Here is a 16,770-nt window from a genome sequence, read left to right as displayed (position 1 = left end):
ACTATTCCACGGTCACGCTCTTGGCCAGGTTCCTGGGCTGGTCCACGTCCCGGCCCAGGAGCACCGCCACCTCGTAGGCGAGGAGCTGGAGGGGTACCACGCTCACGATGGGGGCGAGGAGGGGGTGGACCTCGGGCACGTAAATCACGTCCTGGGCGAGCTTCTTGATCTCCTCGTCCCCTTCCGTGGCCACGGCGATCACCCTGCCCCCCCGGGCCCGCACCTCTTGGATGTTGGAGAGGGTCTTCTCGTACAGGGGCCCTTGGGTGGCCAGGACCACCACGGGAAGGTGCTCGTCAATGAGGGCGATGGGCCCGTGCTTCATCTCCCCGGCAGGGTAGGCCTCGGCGTGGATGTAGCTGATCTCCTTGAGCTTAAGCGCCCCCTCGTAGGCGGTGGGGGTCTGCACGTGCCGCCCCAGGAAGAGGAAGTCCTGGGCCTGGTGGTACTTCTCGGCGATGTGGGCCACGAGGGGGCGTTGCTCCAGGACCTCCTCCACCAGGCGGGGCAGCTTGCGCATCTCGCGGAGGAGCCCCTGGGCCGCCTCCCGGGAGAGGGTGCCCCGGGCCCGGCCGAAGCGCACGGCGAGGAGGGCCATGGCCGCAAGCATGGCCAGGTAGGCCTTGGTGGAGGCCACCCCGATCTCTGGCCCTGCGTGGATGTATAAGACCTCGTCCACCTCGCGGGTGAGGCTGGAGCCCTTGGCGTTGACCACCCCCAGGGTCCTCGCCCCCTTGCCCTTGGCCTCGCGGATCCCCTCCAGGGTGTCTATCGTCTCCCCCGACTGGCTGATGGCGATGGCCAGGGTCTTCCCGTCCACCACGGGGTCGCGGTAGCGGTACTCGCTGGCCACGTCCCACTCCACGGGGACGCGGGCCAGGGCCTCCAGGAGGTACTTCCCGTAAAGCCCGGCGTAGGCGGCGGTGCCGCAGGCCACCATGTGGACGCGCTCCACCTCCCTGGGGTCCAGGGCGAGGCCTAGGTCCACGTCCCCTTCTTCCTCCCGAAGCCTTCCCCCCAGGGTGTTCTCCAGGACCCAGGGCTGCTCATAGATCTCCTTCAACATGTAGTGGGGGAAGCCCCCCTTCTCTGCGGCCTCCAAGGACCAGTCCACCTCCACCGCTTCCCGCTTCAGGGGGTTTCCCTGGAGGTCGGTGATCTCCACCCCCTCCCGGGTGATGCGGGCCAGGTCCCCGTCGTGGAGGAAGATGACCTTTCGGGTGTAGGGAAGGAGGGCGGGCACGTCGGAGGCCAGGAAGTTCTCCCCTTCCCCGAGGCCCACCACCAGGGGGCTCACCGTGCGGGCGGCCACGATCTCCTCGTGGTCCTCGTGGGCCACCACCACGGCGTAGGCCCCCCGCACCTCCTTGAGGGCTTCCCGCAGGGCGGCGAAGAGGTCCCCTTGGTACTTCTCCTCCACCAGGTGGGCCAGGACCTCGCTGTCCGTCTCCGAGCGGAAGCGGTGTCCCCGGGCAAGGAGGGCCTCCTTGAGCTCCAGGTAGTTTTCAATGATGCCGTTGTGGATCACGGCGATCTTCCCGTCCTCTGTGGTGTGGGGATGGGCGTTGGGGTCCGTGGGGGCCCCGTGGGTGGCCCAGCGGGTGTGGCCGATGCCCAGAGGGCCTTCCAGGCGCTCTTCCTTTAGGGCGCTTTCCAGGGCGGAAAGCTTCCCCGAGCGCTTCACCACCTTAAGCCCCGAAGGGGTGCGCACCGCCACCCCCGCGGAGTCGTACCCCCGGTACTCCAAGCGCCGAAGGCCGTCAAGAAGCACATCCGTGGCGTTCCGAAAGCCCACGTAGCCCACGATTCCGCACATGACCTTCTCCCTTAAGCGGGCCCAGAACGGGGCCCGCCGCTACCCTATCGGGCCAACGCTTTTGACGCCCTGCCCCTCGGTTGTCCCTTTAGGGCTTTCCCTTGGGGCTTTGCTCAGGCGGGCGGGGCGGGCACACCCCGGGCGGCATCCGCGGATTCCTCGACCTTTCCCGGTTTCCCGGTTATCCCCGATTGGGGTCCGCCACCTCGTCAGGCCAAAAGGCCCCCTGCGCTTCCCGCCTTCCTGGACCGATTGTTCATCCCTACCCTCTCACCCCCCGCCGGAGTATAGCAAACCTAAAGGCCAGGGGCTTGACACTTAGGGCATGAGGCTTTTATGATAGCCCCGGATGCAAGGGAAAACCGGCCTTTAAGGCCCCTGGCGCTTTCCTTGCATCCCGGGAAGCTGGGTGGGAGAGGAAACGCGGAAACTCGCCCGCACCCTCTTCCCGAAAGACCCTGAAGGGGGTGTTTAGGGATATGAAGAAAAGGCTCGTGACGCTACTGGCAGGGCTCTTGACCGTGCTCTCCATGGGCTTCGGTCTGGCCCAGTTCTCCGACGTGCCCGCCGGGCACTGGGCCAAGGAGGCGGTGGAGGCCCTGGCGGCCAAGGGGATCATCGTGGGCTTCCCCGACGGCACCTACCGGGGGAACGAGAACCTCACCCGCTACCAGGCCGCCCTCATCATCTACCGCCTCCTGCAGCAGATTGAGGAGGAGCTGAAGGCCAAGGGCACCTCCCCCACCATGGAGGCCATGTCCTCCGAGGACCTCGAGGCCCTGAAGAACGCCGTGCAGGAGCTCGCCGCCGAGCTTGCTGCCTTGGGCGTTCGGGTCTCGGCCCTGGAGGACAGCGCCGCCACCAAGGAGGACATCGCCCGCCTCGAGGCCATGATCGCCGAGCTCAAGGCCCAGCCCGCCCCCGAGCCCGGCATGGACCAGGCCGCCCTCCAGGACCTGGCCGACCGGGTGGAGGCTGCCTCCATCGCCGCCGACACCGCCCTGGCCCAGGCCCAGCAGCTGGCCGAGCAGCTGGATGCTTTGGCCCAGGACGTGGAGGGCGTGAAGGGCGACCTGGCCGCCCTTCAAACCCAGGTGGAGGCCAACGCCCAGGCCATCCAGGCCCTGAACGAGCTCGCCGTCCTCCTCAACCAGGACGTCCTCTCCCTCCAGGACCGGGTGACCGCCCTGGAGAAGGGCCTGGCTGACCTGCAGGGGGTGGACTTTGAGCAGTTCGCCTCCAAGGAGGACGTGGCCGCGGTGCAGGAGTTCGCCGCCGCCCTGCGCTCCGACCTGGTGGGTCTCTCCGAGAAGGTCTCCAAGCTGGAAGGCCAGGTGGCTGAGCTCTCCAAGGTGCAGTACTCCATCAAGGGCTCCCTCTCCGCCACCTACGGCACGGCCACCAACACCGGCATCAACTTTGACATTGACCGCTTCTTCCCCGGGAACCAGGTCTCCTCGGGCTCCGGCCAGCAGGACTACGGTGCTGGTCCGCCTTACCGCAACCGGGTGGCCCAGCGCCGGGGCGACTTTGACCAGACCTTCACCGGGGGCTCCGCCACCCTCACCTTCGGGGTCAAGGTGGCCCAGCCCGGCACGAGCGGGGTGAACGTCTCCGAGGCCAGCGCCTCCCTCTCCGTGGACGCCTTCGGCTCCGGTAGCATTAACACCACCAACGCCTACCTCACCGACGCCAGCGTCAAGGGGAACGTGGACGGCCAGGCCTTCAGCGTGGTCTACAGTTCCAGCACCAGCTCCTTCAGCTTCAACGACTACCTCTTCGCCAACGACAAGGACAGCTACCCCGCCACCACCCGCCAGGGCATGGTGGCCACCTTCTCCGGCACCAAGTTCCCCCTCTCCCCCGAGGTCACCGTGGTGGCGGGCGTGGCCAATAATGAGGGGGCTGCTGCTACCCCCCCCGCCCCCGCTGTGCTCCAGGGCGGCTACTTCGGCATCCGCACCGCCTTCAAGCCGGTGGAGGGCTTCAGCCTGGCCCTGAACTACGCTGAGAACTACGGCAACCGCTCCGCCCTGGGCGTGGACGCGAGCCTGGCCCTGGGGCCGGTCAAGCTCAGCGGGCTCTTTGACACCTCCAAGACCTGGCCCACGGGCGGCCTGCAGAACTTCTTTGACAGCACCCTCGCCGACTGGGCCTACTACGTCAAGGGCGACCTCAGCCTGGGGCCCCTCTCCCTCTCCGCCAACTACCGGGCCATTGACCCGGCCTACGAGAACGGCGTGGCCGGGATGTCCTCCAACTACCACTACTTCTACTTCGGCGTGGGCGGGAACGGCAGCGCGCCCTTCGCCGCCGACAACAGGGGCTTCGGCGTGGACGCCAAGCTGAGCCTTGGCCTCCTGGGCGGCCTGGAGGTCCGGGGCTACTACGATGACTCCACGAACTACGCCGGTGCTCCCGCTACCGAGCAGGTCGCCTGGGGGGTGGGGGCCACCCTCAAGCTCTTCAGCGGCTTCGCCCTGAACCCCTTCTACAACCAGCTGACCGTGGGCGGGGTTGTGCAGCCGGGCAGCACCGGTCTAGGGGCCTACGGCAACTACAACTTCTACTTCTACAACATCCAAGACTCCCGCTACTCCACGGGCTTCGGCGTCAAGCTCATCCACGACGCCAAGGCCCAGGATGCCCTGATCCCCGGGCTGAGCCTGGTCCTGGGTTACCAGCGGTTTGACAACGGTAGCGGCAACTACCCCTACGAGGACCTCTTGGCCTACGCCTCTTACCAGGGCAAGCTGGCCTTCCTCAGCCTCCAGCCCTACGTGCGCTACCACAGCTTCACCGATGCTAGCGCCAGTGCGGGCACCTACGACTACACCACCCTCAAGTATGGGGTGAAGGTGGCCACGGATCCCCTGGGCATCCCCTTGAAGCCCAGCCTGGAAGGGGTCTACGCCGCCCGCTCCACGGATATCACCCGTGGCTCCACCAACGATGCCCAGGAGACCTACTGGCGCGCGGGCCTCACCCTGAACGAGTTCCTGGTGCCTGGCGCCAGCGTCAAGGTGGGCTACGCCTCCTACCGCGGGCAGAACGTGGTGGACCCCGCTGGCTCCTTCCTCACCCGGGGCTACGGCGACTTCTCCCTGAGCGCCACCACCGACCGCCTCTTCACCTACCCCGGCGAGGTCCAGTTCCCCTGGAACCTCACCACCGGAGCGGGGACCGGGTCTGGCGGCGTGGACGGGATCTACGTGGAGGCCAAGTACTACGGCTTCACCGTGGCCTACCTGGACGCCATCCTCCTGGACGGCGCAGGGACCTTGCAGTCCTACGGCCGGGCCTTCAAGGTCACCTACAGCGTCAACTTCTAGGCCCTAGGAGCGCTTTCCCCCCGCCCCCCCAAAGGGGGCGGGGGTTTTTGTTCTTCCCCTTCCTTTGGGGAGGCGAGGAGGCCCCTATACTTGGGTAAGGATGACCTTCCGCTACCGGGGGCCAAGCCCCAAGGGGGACCAGCCGGGGGCCATCGCCGGGCTCGTGGAGGCCTTGAGGGACGGGGAACGGTTCATCACCCTCCTCGGGGCCACGGGCACGGGGAAGACGGTGACCATGGCCAAGGTCATTGAGGCCCTGGGAAGGCCCGCTTTGGTCCTCGCCCCCAACAAGATCCTGGCGGCCCAGCTTGCGGCGGAGTTCCGGGAGCTTTTCCCGGAAAACGCCGTGGAGTACTTCATCAGCTACTACGACTACTACCAGCCCGAGGCCTACGTGCCGGGGAAGGACCTCTACATAGAGAAGGACGCCAGCATCAACCCCGAGATTGAGCGCTTAAGGCACTCCACCACCCGAAGCCTCCTCACCCGGCGGGACGTGATCGTGGTGGCCTCGGTTTCCGCCATCTACGGCCTGGGGGACCCCAGGGAGTACCGGGCGCGGAACCTGGTGGTGGAGCGGGGGGCGGTCTACCCGCGGGAAGCCCTCTTGGAACGCCTTCTGGAGCTGGGCTACCAGCGGAACGACATAGACCTCGCCCCCGGGCGCTTCCGGGCGAAGGGGGAGATCCTGGAAATCTTCCCCGCCTATGACACCGAGCCCATCCGGGTGGAGCTATGGGGCGACGAGGTGGAGCGCATCAGCCAGGTCCACCCCGTCACCGGGGAAAGGCTTCGGGAGCTTCCCGGCTTCGTGCTTTTCCCCGCCACCCACTACCTCTCCCCGGAGGGCCTCGAGGAGATCCTGAAGGAAATAGAAAAGGAGCTCTGGGAAAGGGTCCGCTACTTTGAGGAGCGGGGGGAGCCCCTCTACGCCCAGCGCCTCAAGGAGCGCACCCTTTACGACCTGGAGATGCTCCGGGTCATGGGCACCTGCCCGGGGGTGGAGAACTACGCCCGCTACTTCACGGGCAAGGCCCCGGGGGAGCCCCCTTACACCCTTCTGGACTACTTCCCCGAGGACTTTCTGGTCTTCCTGGACGAGTCCCACGTCACCGTGCCCCAGCTCCAGGGCATGTACCGGGGGGACTACGCCCGCAAGAAAACCCTGGTGGACTACGGCTTCCGCCTGCCCAGCGCCCTGGACAACCGCCCCTTGCGCTTTGAGGAGTTCCTGGAGCGGGTTTCCCAGGTGGTCTTCGTCTCCGCCACCCCGGGGTCCTTTGAGCTTTCCCACTCGGGCCGCGTGGTGGAGCAGATCATCCGCCCCACGGGGCTCCTGGACCCCTTGGTGGTGGTGAAGCCCACGGAGAACCAAATCCTGGACCTCATGGAGGGCATCCGGGAACGGGCGCAAAGGGGCGAGCGCACCCTGGTCACGGTGCTCACGGTGCGCATGGCCGAGGAGCTCACGAGCTTTTTGGTGGAGCAGGGGATAAGGGCGCGCTACCTCCACCACGAGCTGGACGCCTTTGAGCGCCAGGCCCTGATCCGGGACCTGAGGCTTGGCCACTACGACTGCCTGGTGGGGATCAACCTCCTCCGCGAGGGCCTGGACCTCCCCGAGGTCTCCCTGGTGGCCATCCTGGACGCGGACAAGGAGGGCTTCCTTAGGAGCGAGCGGAGCCTCATCCAGACCATCGGCCGGGCGGCGCGGAACGCCAGGGGGGAGGTCTGGCTCTACGCCGACCGGGTCTCCGAGGCCATGCGGAGGGCCATAGAGGAGACGAACCGGAGAAGGGCCCTCCAGGAGGCCTATAATCAGGAGCACGGCATCACCCCGGAGACGGTGCGGAAGGAGGTGAGGGCCGTCATCCGCCCCGAGGGCTACGAGGAGGTCTCCATCGAGGCCGACCTCTCCGGGGAAGACCTGAAGGAGCGGATCGCCGAGCTGGAGCTTCTCATGTGGCAGGCGGCGGAGGCCTTGGACTTTGAGCGGGCGGCGCGGCTTAGGGATGAGCTTCGGGCCCTCGAGGCCCACCTCCAAGGGCTTAGGACCCCCGAGCCCGTGCCGGGGAAGCGGAAGCGGAGGAAGCGCTAAAGGGCCATCTTGACGCCTTCCCCGCCTCTTGGTATAGTGCATCCTGCGGTCGGTCCGCGGTAGCTCAGCTGGTAGAGCGGCCGGCTGTTAACCGGTTGGTCGCAGGTTCGAGTCCTGCCCGCGGAGCCAGATGGGGGCCTAAGGGCCCCCTGGGTCTTTTATTGGGGGAGGGGAAAGGGTATAATCTTTCCTCGTGCGGCCTGCCGGGCCCGGAGAGGAGGTGAAGATGCGCAGGTACGAGGTGAACATCATCCTTAACCCCAGCCTGGAGCAAAGCCAGCTCGCCCTGGAGAAGGAGATCATCGGGAAGGCCCTCGAGGCCTACGGGGCCCAGGTGCTGAAGGTGGAAGAGTGGGGTGTGCGGCGCCTGGCCTACCCCATCGCCAAGGATCCCCAGGGCTACTTTCTCTTCTACCAGGTGGAGATGCCCGAGGACCGGGTGAACGACCTGGCCCGGGAGCTCCGCATCCGCGACAACGTGCGCCGGGTCATGGTGGTGAAGACCCAGGAGCCCCTCCTCAGCAAGGCGTAAACTTGGAGCATGGCACGAGGCCTGAACCGCGTATTCCTCATTGGTGCCCTCACTTCCCGGCCGGACATGCGCTACACCCCGGGGGGGCTCGCCATCTTGGAGCTCAACCTGGCCGGACAGGATACCCTCTGGGACGAGTCGGGCCAGGAGCGGGAGGTTCCCTGGTATCACCGGGTGCGGCTTCTGGGCCGCCAAGCGGAGATGTGGGGGGATGTCTTGGAAAAGGGCCAGCTCCTCTTCGTGGAGGGGCGGCTGGAGTACCGCCAGTGGGAGCGGGACGGGGAGAGGCGGAGCGAGGTGCAAGTGCGGGCCGACTTCATTGACCCCCTGGACGCCCGCGGGCGGGAGACCCAGGAGGACGCCCGCAACCAGCCCAGGCTCCGCCACGCCCTGAACCAGGTGGTCCTCATGGGCAACCTCACCCGGGACCCCGAACTCCGCTACACCCCCCAGGGAACGGCGGTAGCCCGGCTGGGCCTGGCGGTGAACGAGCGCCGCCGGGGAGGGGGGGCTGAGGTTGCCTCCCGAGGCGAACACGGGGAGGAGAAAACCCACTTCATAGAGGTTCAGGCCTGGCGCGACCTGGCCGAGTGGGCTGGGGAGCTGAGGAAGGGCGACGGGCTTTTGGTGATCGGCCGTTTGGTGAATGACTCCTGGACCAGCTCCAGCGGGGAAAGGCGCTTCCAGACCCGTGTGGAGGCGCTCCGCTTGGAGCGGCCCACCCGTGGGCCTGCCCAGACCGGCGGAAGCAGGCCCCAACCGGTCCAGACGGGTGGGGTGGACATTGACGAGGGACTCGAGGACTTCCCGCCGGAGGAGGATTTGCCGTTTTGAGCACGAAAAACGCTAAACCCACCAAGAAGGAGGCGCAGCGGCGCCCCTCCCGGAAGGCCAAGGTGAAGGCCACCCTGGGAGAGTTTGACCTGAAGGACTACCGGAACGTGGAGGTGCTGAAGCGGTTCCTGTCGGAGACGGGGAAGATCCTTCCCCGCCGCCGCACGGGGCTTAGCGCCAAGGAGCAACGGATCCTGGCCAAGACCATCAAGCGGGCCAGGATTCTCGGGCTTCTTCCCTTCACGGAGAAGCTGGTGCGCAAGTAGGGGGTGGACATGAAGGTCATCCTGCTAGAACCCCTGGAGAACCTGGGCGATGTGGGCCAGGTGGTAAACGTCAAGCCCGGCTACGCCAGAAACTATTTGCTGCCTAGGGGCCTCGCCGTCTTGGCCACGGAGAGCAACCTGAAGGCCCTGGAGGCCAAGATCCGCGCCCAGGCCAAGCGCCTGGCGGAGCGCAAGGCGGAGGCGGAGCGGCTTAAGGAGATCCTGGAAAGCCTCACCCTCACCATCCCGGTGCGGGCGGGGGAGAACAAGATCTATGGCTCCGTCACCGCCAAGGACATCGCCGAGGCCCTTTCCCGCCAGCACGGCATCACCATTGACCCCAAGCGCCTCGCCCTGGAGAGGCCCATCAAGGAACTGGGGGAGTACGTCCTCACCTACAAGCCCCACCCCGAGGTGCCCATCCAACTCAAGGTGAGCGTGGTGGCCCAGTAGGGGCTAAGCCCGGCAGGCCGCAGGGCGGGGGAAACCCCGCCCTTTAGCGTTGGATCCACCCTGGGCCGAGCTCCTCCAGCCGGGCCACCCCCATGAGGGCCAGGGTGAGCTCCAGCTCGGCCAGGAAGTGGTCCAAAAGGGCGCCCACCCCCTTTTCCCCCTTGAGGGCCAGGGCGTAGACGTAGGGCCGCCCAAGCCCCACCGCCTTGGCCCCCAGGGCCAGGGCCTTTACCGCATCCGCCCCGGTGCGGACGCCGCTATCCATGAGGATGGGCACCTTGCCTTCCGCGGCTTGCACCGCTAAGGGGAGGGCTTCTAGGGCACTTAGGCTTCCGTCCACCTGCCTTCCCCCGTGGTTGGAGACGTAGACCCCGTCCACCCCCAGGGCCACGGCCTGGGTCACGTCCTCGGGGTGGAGGAGGCCCTTGAGGAGGAGGGGCAAGGGGGTGGCCTCCCGCACCCGGCGCACCTCCTCCCAGGAGAGCTCGGGGAAGGAGTAGGTGGCCACGAAGCGGCGCACCGCCTTTTGCATCTGGGTGAGGCTTAGGCCGAAGCGCCTCCCCGCCCGCCGGAGGGCGAGGAGGTTCTTGAGAAGGGCCAAGGTGGGCCTGGGGCGCAGGGCAGGCCCCTCCAGGGGTTCTTCCAAGGCCTTTAGGAAGGCGGGGTCGGTGAGGTAGATGGCCAGGCCCTGCCCCTTGAGGAAGGGGAGGTGGCCTAGGGCGAGGTCCCTAGGGCGCCAGCCGAGCTGCACCGTGTCCACGGTGAGGACCACCCCGGCGCACCCTGCTCGCCCCGCCCGCCACGTAGGCGAAGGCCTCGGGGGACATGCGCTTTTTCGCCGCCTCCTCCAGGGCCTCGGGGTGCAGGGGCAAAGGCGGCCGTTCCCCCAGGAAGCCCCGCAGGTAGATGGCCTGTTGCACGCTTCTTCCCCACATGGGTTTGCCCGGATTATACTCCGTCCAAATGGAAAGGCAAGTGCTCATCACCGGGGCGGGAAGCGGCATCGGCCGGGCCACGGCGAGGCTTCTTTGCCAAAGGGGCTATCGCGTCTACGGCGGGGTGCGGCGGGAGGAGGAGGCGGAGGCCCTAAGGGCGGAGGGGATCACCCCCCTTCTCCTGGACGTGACCCGGGAGGAGGACCTGGCGAGGGCCCGGGAGGCCTTGCAGGAGGGGCTCTATGGCCTCGTGGCCAACGCCGGCGTGGCGGTGGCTGGGCCCTTGGAGCTTGTGCCCGTGGCTGCTTTTCGCGAGGCTCTGGAGGTGAACGTCCTCGGGGCCTTCGCCACGGTGAAGGCCTTTTTGCCCTCCTTGCGCCAAAGCCGGGGGCGGGTGGTCCTCATGGGCTCGGTCTCGGGCCTGGTGGCCCTGCCCCTCATGGGGCCCTACGCCGCCAGCAAGTTCGCCCTCGAGGCCCTGGCGGACGCCCTCAGGGTGGAGCTTTCCCCTTTTGGCGTCCGGGTTTCCCTCATTGAGCCCGGCTCCGTGGCCACCCCCATCTGGGAGCGCTCCCTAAAGCGGGCCGAGGCCTACCTGGAACCCCCTCCCCCGGGCACCGAAGGGGTTTATGGCCGCTATCTGGAGGTGGCCCGGCGGCTAGCGGAAAGGAACGCCCAAAGGGGCCTTCCCCCCGAGAGGGTGGCGGAGGCGGTGCTGAAGGCCCTGGAGAGCCCGAACCCCAAGGCCCGCTACCTGGTGGCCCACCCGGCCCGCATCCGGGAAACCCTTCTTTTGAGGCTCCTTTCTGCCCCCTGGCGGGACCGCCTCATCGCCCGCTTCCTCTCGTAGTGTGCCCTGGGCCTTGGGCCCTTGGGGGCTTCGGGGGTATCCTTAGGGACGTGGAGTTCCGGGTGGAAGACCTCGGCCTGGTGCCTTACGGGGAGGCCTGGGCCTACCAGAAGGCGGTGCACCGGGAGGTGGTGGCGGGGAAGCGTCCCCCCACCCTCCTCCTCCTGGAGCACCCCCGGGTCATCACCTTAGGCCGCAAGGCCACGGGGGAGAACCTCCTCTTTCCCGAGGGTTGGTACCGGGAAAACGGCTTTGAACTCTACTGGGTGGAGCGGGGCGGGGACGTGACCTACCACGGCCCAGGGCAGCTGGTGGGCTACCCCATCTTCCCCGTGGGGCGGGAGGTGCGCCGCTTCCTGCGGCAGATAGAGGAAGCCATCGTCAAGGTGGCGGCGGCCTACGGCATCGCCGCCTACCCCACCCCCGGGTACGCTGGGGTCTGGGTGGGGGAGGATAAGCTTTGCGCCATCGGGGTGGCGGTGAAGGAGGGGGTGAGCTTCCACGGCTTCGCCCTGAACGTCTCCACCGACCTCAACGACTTCAGCGTCATCGTCCCCTGCGGCCTAAAGGGCAAGGGGGTCACCTCCTTGGAAAGGCTTTTGCGGCGGAAGGTGCCCATGGAGGAGGCCAAGGCCAAGGTGGTGGAGGCCTTCGCCGAGGTGTTCGGCCTGGTGCCCAGGTGGGAGAGGAACGCGAGCCATGAAGCCCAAGTTTGAGGTGGTGGAGCTTGTGGCCCCCTCGGGGGAGGTGGTGGAGCTCAAGGTGGTGAAGCGGGGCCTGGCCCAGGCCCGGCCCGAGCCCGTGGACCGGAACAAGCCCGCCTGGCTTAGGGCCACCCTGCCCACGGGGGCCAAGTACCAGGCCCTAAAGCGCACGGTGGAGGAGCTTCGCCTCCACACCGTCTGCCAGGAGGCCCTTTGCCCCAACGTGGGGGAGTGCTGGACCCACGGCACCCTCACGGTGATGATCCTGGGGGATATCTGCACGAGGGCTTGCAAGTTCTGCGCTGTGCACACGGGAAACCCCAAGGGCCTGGTGGACCTCGAGGAGCCCAGGCGGGTGGCGGAGGCCATCGCCCGGCTCGGCATCCGCTATGTGGTCCTCACCAGCGTGGACCGGGACGACCTGCCCGATGGGGGGGCCGCCCACTTCGCCGCCACCATCCGGGCCATCAAGGAGATGGCCCCCGGGGTTTTGGTGGAGGCCCTCACCCCCGATTTCCAGGGGGACCTGAAGGCGGTGGAGAGGGTCTTGGACGCGGGGCCCGAGGTCTACGCCCAGAACCTGGAAACGGTGCGCCGCCTCACCCCCAAGGTGCGGGACCCCCGGGCGGGGTACGATCAGACCCTAAAGGTCCTGGCCCACGCCAAGCGGTACAGGCCCCAGGTCCTCACCAAGTCCAGCCTGATGCTGGGCTTAGGGGAGACGGAGGAGGAGATCTTGGAGGCCATGCGGGACCTCCGGGCGGCGGGGGTGGACATCCTCACCTTGGGCCAGTACCTGCGGCCCACCCCGGCCCACCTGCCCGTGGAGCGTTACGTGCCCCCCGAGGACTTCAAGAAGTACGAGGCCTGGGGGTACGGGCTCGGCTTCAAGGAGGTCTTTTCCGGGCCCTTGGTGCGAAGCTCCTACCGGGCGGACCGGGTCTTCCTCGAGGCCACCTCCCGGTAAAATCCCGCCGTGGAAAAGCCTTCCCCCTACCTCTTCCTCCTGGACCTTCTGGCCCTCCTCCTCTTCGCCGCCTTGGGGCTTCTTTCCCACGGCCAGGCGGTGACCCTGGCGGGCCTTGCCCGCAACGTCCTCCCGGTGCTTTTCGTCTGGATGCTCCTTTCCCCCTTCCTCGGCACCTACCGGAGGCCCAGCTGGCGCAACCTCCTCCTCACCTGGCTCCTCGCCTTCCCCAGCGGGCTATGGCTTCGGCAGATGGTCCTTGGGGGGAGCTTCGGGCTGGGGTTTTTCGTCTTCCTGGGGGTGGCCATGGCCTTTAGCCTCATCTTCCTCCTCCTCCTCCGAGGCCTCGCCAAGCTCCTCAGGCTCTGGTAAAAAAGGGGCATGGAGAAGGTGGCCTTCCTCGGGCTTGGGGCCATGGGCTACCCCATGGCGGGGCATCTGGCCAAGCGCTTTCCCACCCTGGTCTGGAACCGGACCTTCGCCAAGGCCCTGCGGCACCAGGAGGAGTTCGGCTCCGAGGCCGTGCCCTTGGAGCGGGTGGCGGAGGCGAAGGTGATCTTCACCTGCCTGCCCACCACCAAGGAGGTGGCGGAGGTGGCGGAGGCCCTCCTGCCCCACCTCAGGCCCGGCGCCTACTGGGTGGACGCCACCAGTGGCGAGCCCGAAGGGAGCCGACGCCTGGCGGAGCGGCTTGGGGAAAGGGGGGTCACTTACCTGGACGCCCCCGTCTCCGGGGGCACGGCGGGGGCGGAGCGGGGTACCCTCACGGTGATGATGGGAGGCCCCAAGGAGGCGGTGGAGCGGGTGAAGCCCTTTTTGGCCTACGCCGGCAAGGTGGTCCACGTGGGCCCCGTGGGGGCGGGGCACGCGGTGAAGGCCATCAACAACGCCCTTTTGGCGGTGAACCTCTGGGCGGCGGGGGAGGGGCTCGTGGCCCTGGTGCGGCAGGGGGTTTCCGCGGAAAAGGCGTTAGAGGTGATCAACGCCTCCAGCGGCCGCTCCAACGCCACGGAGAACCTCATCCCGGAGAGGGTCCTCACCCGGGCCTTCCCCAAGACCTTCGCCCTGGGGCTTTTGGTGAAGGACCTGGGCATCGCCATGGGGGTGCTGGAGGGGGCCAGGGACCCAAGCCCCCTTCTCCGCCTCACCCGGGAGGTCTACGAGATGGCCAAGCGGGAGCTTTCCCCCGAGGCGGACCATGTGGAGGCCTTAAGGCTCCTGGAGCGTTGGGCCGGGGTGGAGATCCGCTAAGGCTAGCGGTTCAGGATGTGGATGGCCTCTTTGTGGAAGGCCTCCGCCGCCTCCATGAGCCCTTCGGAAAGCGTGGGGTGGGCGTGGACGGTGAGGGCCAGGTCGGAGACCGTGGCCGCCATCTCCAGGGCCAAGGTGGCCTCGGCGATGAGCTCCCCCGCCTGGGGGCCCACGATGAAGACGCCAAGGAGGAGGTCCGTTTCCTCGTCCCCCACCACCTTGATGAGCCCCTCCGTGGCCCCCAGGGTGAGGGCCCGGCCGCTGGCGGAAAAGGGGAACTTGCCCACCCTCACCCGGTAGCCCGCCCGCTTGGCCTCCTCCTCCGTGAGGCCCACCCCCGCCCACTCGGGGGAGGTGTAGACCACGCTGGGGATTTGGTAATCAAAGGCGGCGTCCTTGCCGGCGGCGTTCTCCGCGGCCACCAGCCCCTCCTTCATGGCCTTGTGGGCGAGGAGGGGGGGGCGGGCCACGTCCCCGATGGCGTAGACCCCGGGGGCGGTGGTTTCCATCCTGGCGTTCACCTGGACGAAGCCCTTGGCGTCCAGGGCCACGCCCGCTTTTTCCAGGTTCAGGCCCTCGGTGCGGGGCTTGCGGCCCACCGCCACCAGGATCTTGTCCACCACGATCTCTTCCCCCCCGCCTCCCTGGGCGGCCTCGAGGCGCACGTGGAGGCCGTCCTTCTTCTTCTCGTAGCCCACGGCCTTGGTGCCCGTGCGCACCCGGATGCCCTCCTTCTCCAGGGCCCGGCGGAGGAGGGCCGCGGTTTCCGGGTCGCCCGCGGGGAGGATCTCTGGCATGTATTCAATGAGGGTCACCTGGGCCCCTAGGCGGTGGTAGACCTGGCCGAGCTCCAGCCCCACCGCCCCGCCCCCGATCACGAGGAGGCGCCCAGGGATCCCCTCCTCCACCCGCAGGGCCCGGGTGGAGTCCCAGACGTCCTCGCCAAAGGGAAAACCCGGGAGGCTTGCGGGCTCGCTCCCCGTGGCCAGGATGACGCTTTTGGCCCCGTAGCGTTCCCCGTTCACCTCTATTTCCTTGGGCCCGGCAAAGCGGGCGAAGCCCCGCACAAGCTCCACCTTGTTCCCCTTGAGGAGGGTGGCCACCCCCCCGGTGAGCTTCTTCACCACGCTTTCCCGCCAGGAGCCGAGCTTTTTAAGGTCTAGCTCCGGGGCCGCCTTTAGGCCGAAGCCCTCCCCCACCTTGAGGTGGTGCAGGGTTTCCGCGGCGTGGAGGAGGGCCTTGGTGGGAATGCAGCCCACATTCAGGCACACCCCCCCCACCTCGGCGGCCTCCACCGCCAGGACCTTCAGGCCGAGCTGCGCTCCCCTGATGGCGGCGTGGTAACCCCCTGGTCCCGTGCCGATGACGATGAGGTCGTAAGCATCCATGGCGCTATCCTACATTTCCAGAAGGAGGAGGTCGGGGTTTTCCAAAAGCCGGATCACTTCCCGGGTGAAGAGGGCCGCCTCGGCCCCGTCCACCAGGCGGTGGTCAAAGGAGAGGGAGAGGAACATGATGTCCCGCGCCTGGATGGAGCCATCCGGCATAACCCAAGGCCGCTTGCGGATGGAGTGGACGCCCAGGATGGCGGCGTCCGGCAGGTTGATGATGGGGAAGCTCAAGGTGGCCCCCACGGAGCCGATGTTGGTGATGGTGAAGCTGGAGCCCGACACCTCCTCGGGGCTTAGGCGCCCTTCCCGGGCCTTGGCGGAGAGCTCAGCGATGGCCTGGGCCAGTTCCAGGACGCTCTTGCGGTCGGCGTCCCGCACCACGGGCACCACCAGGCCCCGCTCCGTGGCCACCGCCAGGCCGATGTGGTAGTAGCGCTTGTAGACGATTTCCTGCCTTTCCTCGTCCAGGCTGGTGTTGAGCATGGGGTACTTCTTCAGGGCCCGCACCACCGCCTTGACGATGAAGGGCAGGTAGGTGAGCTTGACCCCTTGGGCCTCCGCCTCGGGCTTGAGGCGCTCCCTTAAGGCCACCAGCTCCGTGAGGTCCGCCTCGTCCACGTTGAGGGTGCGCACGGTGTAGAGGTGGCTTTGCCAAAGCCCCTGGGCGATGGCCCGGCGCACGCCCCTTAAGGGCGCGCGCTCCTCCAGGTGCTCGTAGCCCTTGGGCGGGGCGTAGCGGGGGGGTGGGGGGAAGGGGGTGGGGGAGGGGGCTTCCTGGGGAGTGGGGGCCGCCTTCTTGGCCGCGTAGGCCCGCACGTCCTCCACCCGCACCCGCCCCAAGGGCCCCGAGCCCGGCACCTCCTCAATGGGGATGCCCAGCTCCCGCGCCAGTTTCCTGGCGGCGGGCACGGCCAGGATCCGGCCTTGGGGCCTGGCCTCCTCCTGGGGCTTGGCCTGGCTCAGGAAGGGGTTTTTCACCGCCACCTGCGTGGGGTCGGGCTTGAAGAGGGAGAGGTCTTCCCTCTCCTCTGGGGTCGGAAGCCCCGGCTCCACGATGGAGCGCTCCTCCACCGCCTGCACCGGGGCCGCCGCCTCGTGGGGTTCGGCGACGAGGGCGATGGGGGCGTGGACCTTCACCACCTCCCCCTCCTTGGCCAGCTTTTTGATGAGGACTCCCTCGTAGGGGGAGGGAAGTTCCACCGTGACCTTGTCCGTCATCACCTCCACGAAGGGCTGGTCCTTTTTGAGGTAGTCCCCTTCCTCCACCAACCACTTGAGGATCTCGCCTTCCACCACGCTTTCGGCGAGCTCGGGCATGAGGATCTCTTTGGGCATAGGTCT

At 67.5% G+C, this 16,770-nt stretch carries 16 protein-coding genes and 1 tRNA gene; 12 read left to right on the top strand and 5 right to left on the bottom strand.

What is annotated here, in order from left to right; genetic code table 11:
- Nucleotide 1: 1 nt before the first annotated feature.
- Complete coding sequence (glmS, locus tag L0D17_RS00630) at nucleotides 2-1,816, bottom strand: glutamine--fructose-6-phosphate transaminase (isomerizing) (protein WP_243093460.1); 1,815 nt, start codon at nucleotides 1,814-1,816, stop codon at nucleotides 2-4.
- 479 nt (nucleotides 1,817-2,295) lie between these two features.
- Between glmS and L0D17_RS00625 the strand changes: the two genes are divergently transcribed.
- The 7 genes from L0D17_RS00625 to rplI all read left to right on the top strand — a co-directional run bounded on the left by L0D17_RS00625 (nucleotide 2,296) and on the right by rplI (nucleotide 9,331).
- Complete coding sequence (locus L0D17_RS00625) at nucleotides 2,296-5,148, top strand: S-layer homology domain-containing protein (protein ID WP_243093459.1); 2,853 nt, start codon at nucleotides 2,296-2,298, stop codon at nucleotides 5,146-5,148.
- Between the two features lie 100 nt (nucleotides 5,149-5,248).
- On the top strand, nucleotides 5,249-7,246 hold the full coding sequence (uvrB, locus tag L0D17_RS00620) for an excinuclease ABC subunit UvrB (protein WP_243093458.1): 1,998 nt from the start codon (nucleotides 5,249-5,251) through the stop codon (nucleotides 7,244-7,246).
- Nucleotides 7,247-7,299: 53 nt separating this feature from the next.
- Nucleotides 7,300-7,375, top strand: a tRNA-Asn gene (locus L0D17_RS00615).
- Nucleotides 7,376-7,472: 97 nt separating this feature from the next.
- Nucleotides 7,473-7,778 (top strand): 30S ribosomal protein S6, encoded by a 306-nt coding sequence (rpsF, locus tag L0D17_RS00610; RefSeq protein ID WP_234507328.1) that lies wholly within the window; start codon nucleotides 7,473-7,475, stop codon nucleotides 7,776-7,778.
- A 9-nt stretch (nucleotides 7,779-7,787) separates the two neighbouring features.
- Nucleotides 7,788-8,612: a single-stranded DNA-binding protein gene (locus L0D17_RS00605; protein ID WP_234507327.1), complete on the top strand. Its 825-nt coding sequence runs from the start codon at nucleotides 7,788-7,790 to the stop codon at nucleotides 8,610-8,612.
- Nucleotides 8,609-8,878 (top strand): 30S ribosomal protein S18, encoded by a 270-nt coding sequence (rpsR, locus tag L0D17_RS00600; RefSeq protein ID WP_039459511.1) that lies wholly within the window; start codon nucleotides 8,609-8,611, stop codon nucleotides 8,876-8,878. The genes L0D17_RS00605 and rpsR overlap by 4 nt, the downstream gene beginning before the upstream one ends.
- A gap of 9 nt (nucleotides 8,879-8,887) precedes the next feature.
- Nucleotides 8,888-9,331, top strand: coding sequence for a 50S ribosomal protein L9 (rplI, locus tag L0D17_RS00595; RefSeq protein WP_234507325.1), 444 nt, complete (start codon nucleotides 8,888-8,890; stop codon nucleotides 9,329-9,331).
- Between the two features lie 43 nt (nucleotides 9,332-9,374).
- Here the strand turns inward: rplI and L0D17_RS00590 are convergent, their stop codons facing one another.
- Nucleotides 9,375-10,103, bottom strand: a complete 729-nt coding sequence (locus L0D17_RS00590) for an alpha-hydroxy-acid oxidizing protein (RefSeq protein WP_243093457.1) — start codon at nucleotides 10,101-10,103, stop codon at nucleotides 9,375-9,377.
- Nucleotides 10,060-10,266: a hypothetical protein gene (locus tag L0D17_RS00585; protein ID WP_243093456.1), complete on the bottom strand. Its 207-nt coding sequence runs from the start codon at nucleotides 10,264-10,266 to the stop codon at nucleotides 10,060-10,062. Before L0D17_RS00585 ends, L0D17_RS00590 begins: the two co-directional genes overlap by 44 nt.
- A 28-nt stretch (nucleotides 10,267-10,294) precedes the next feature.
- Between L0D17_RS00585 and L0D17_RS00580 the strand changes: the two genes are divergently transcribed.
- Genes L0D17_RS00580 through L0D17_RS00560 form a run of 5 tightly spaced genes read left to right on the top strand, consistent with a single transcriptional unit; the run spans nucleotide 10,295 to nucleotide 14,038 of the window.
- Complete coding sequence (locus L0D17_RS00580) at nucleotides 10,295-11,116, top strand: SDR family NAD(P)-dependent oxidoreductase (RefSeq protein WP_243093455.1); 822 nt, start codon at nucleotides 10,295-10,297, stop codon at nucleotides 11,114-11,116.
- Between the two features lie 50 nt (nucleotides 11,117-11,166).
- Complete coding sequence (gene lipB, locus L0D17_RS00575; RefSeq protein ID WP_243093454.1) at nucleotides 11,167-11,832, top strand: lipoyl(octanoyl) transferase LipB; 666 nt, start codon at nucleotides 11,167-11,169, stop codon at nucleotides 11,830-11,832.
- Entirely contained in the window at nucleotides 11,816-12,787 is a 972-nt protein-coding gene (gene lipA, locus L0D17_RS00570; RefSeq protein WP_243093453.1) for a lipoyl synthase, read from the top strand. The genes lipB and lipA overlap by 17 nt, the downstream gene beginning before the upstream one ends.
- A 9-nt stretch (nucleotides 12,788-12,796) precedes the next feature.
- The gene (locus L0D17_RS00565) at nucleotides 12,797-13,159 is read left to right on the top strand and encodes a DUF3054 domain-containing protein (protein WP_039459504.1); all 363 of its coding nucleotides are present in this window, start codon (nucleotides 12,797-12,799) and stop codon (nucleotides 13,157-13,159) included.
- Between the two features lie 9 nt (nucleotides 13,160-13,168).
- Nucleotides 13,169-14,038, top strand: a complete 870-nt coding sequence (locus L0D17_RS00560; protein ID WP_243093452.1) for an NAD(P)-dependent oxidoreductase — start codon at nucleotides 13,169-13,171, stop codon at nucleotides 14,036-14,038.
- 2 nt (nucleotides 14,039-14,040) lie between these two features.
- Here L0D17_RS00560 and lpdA read toward each other — a convergent pair whose 3' ends face one another.
- Nucleotides 14,041-15,426 carry a dihydrolipoyl dehydrogenase gene (lpdA, locus tag L0D17_RS00555; protein ID WP_039459501.1) on the bottom strand — a complete coding sequence of 462 codons (1,386 nt, stop codon included), beginning with the start codon at nucleotides 15,424-15,426 and terminating at the stop codon, nucleotides 14,041-14,043.
- A gap of 9 nt (nucleotides 15,427-15,435) precedes the next feature.
- Nucleotides 15,436-16,764 (bottom strand): dihydrolipoamide acetyltransferase family protein, encoded by a 1,329-nt coding sequence (locus L0D17_RS00550; RefSeq protein WP_243093449.1) that lies wholly within the window; start codon nucleotides 16,762-16,764, stop codon nucleotides 15,436-15,438.
- Nucleotides 16,765-16,770 lie beyond the last annotated feature (6 nt).

Source organism: Thermus thalpophilus, assembly GCF_022760915.1.
GTDB classification, from domain to species: Bacteria; Deinococcota; Deinococci; order Deinococcales; family Thermaceae; genus Thermus; species Thermus thalpophilus.
The sequence above is the reverse complement of the archived record's forward strand: the minus strand, read 5'-3'. Positions and strand labels throughout refer to the sequence as shown.

Coding starts and splice junctions, on each gene's coding strand:
- glmS (WP_243093460.1), bottom strand. CDS start 1,816: ATGTGCGGAATCGTGGGCTACGTGGGCTTTCGGAACGCCACGGATGTG.
- L0D17_RS00625 (WP_243093459.1), top strand. CDS start 2,296: ATGAAGAAAAGGCTCGTGACGCTACTGGCAGGGCTCTTGACCGTGCTC.
- uvrB (WP_243093458.1), top strand. CDS start 5,249: ATGACCTTCCGCTACCGGGGGCCAAGCCCCAAGGGGGACCAGCCGGGG.
- rpsF (WP_234507328.1), top strand. CDS start 7,473: ATGCGCAGGTACGAGGTGAACATCATCCTTAACCCCAGCCTGGAGCAA.
- L0D17_RS00605 (WP_234507327.1), top strand. CDS start 7,788: ATGGCACGAGGCCTGAACCGCGTATTCCTCATTGGTGCCCTCACTTCC.
- rplI (WP_234507325.1), top strand. CDS start 8,888: ATGAAGGTCATCCTGCTAGAACCCCTGGAGAACCTGGGCGATGTGGGC.
- L0D17_RS00585 (WP_243093456.1), bottom strand. CDS start 10,266: ATGTGGGGAAGAAGCGTGCAACAGGCCATCTACCTGCGGGGCTTCCTG.
- L0D17_RS00580 (WP_243093455.1), top strand. CDS start 10,295: ATGGAAAGGCAAGTGCTCATCACCGGGGCGGGAAGCGGCATCGGCCGG.
- lipA (WP_243093453.1), top strand. CDS start 11,816: ATGAAGCCCAAGTTTGAGGTGGTGGAGCTTGTGGCCCCCTCGGGGGAG.
- L0D17_RS00560 (WP_243093452.1), top strand. CDS start 13,169: ATGGAGAAGGTGGCCTTCCTCGGGCTTGGGGCCATGGGCTACCCCATG.
- lpdA (WP_039459501.1), bottom strand. CDS start 15,426: ATGGATGCTTACGACCTCATCGTCATCGGCACGGGACCAGGGGGTTAC.
- L0D17_RS00550 (WP_243093449.1), bottom strand. CDS start 16,764: ATGCCCAAAGAGATCCTCATGCCCGAGCTCGCCGAAAGCGTGGTGGAA.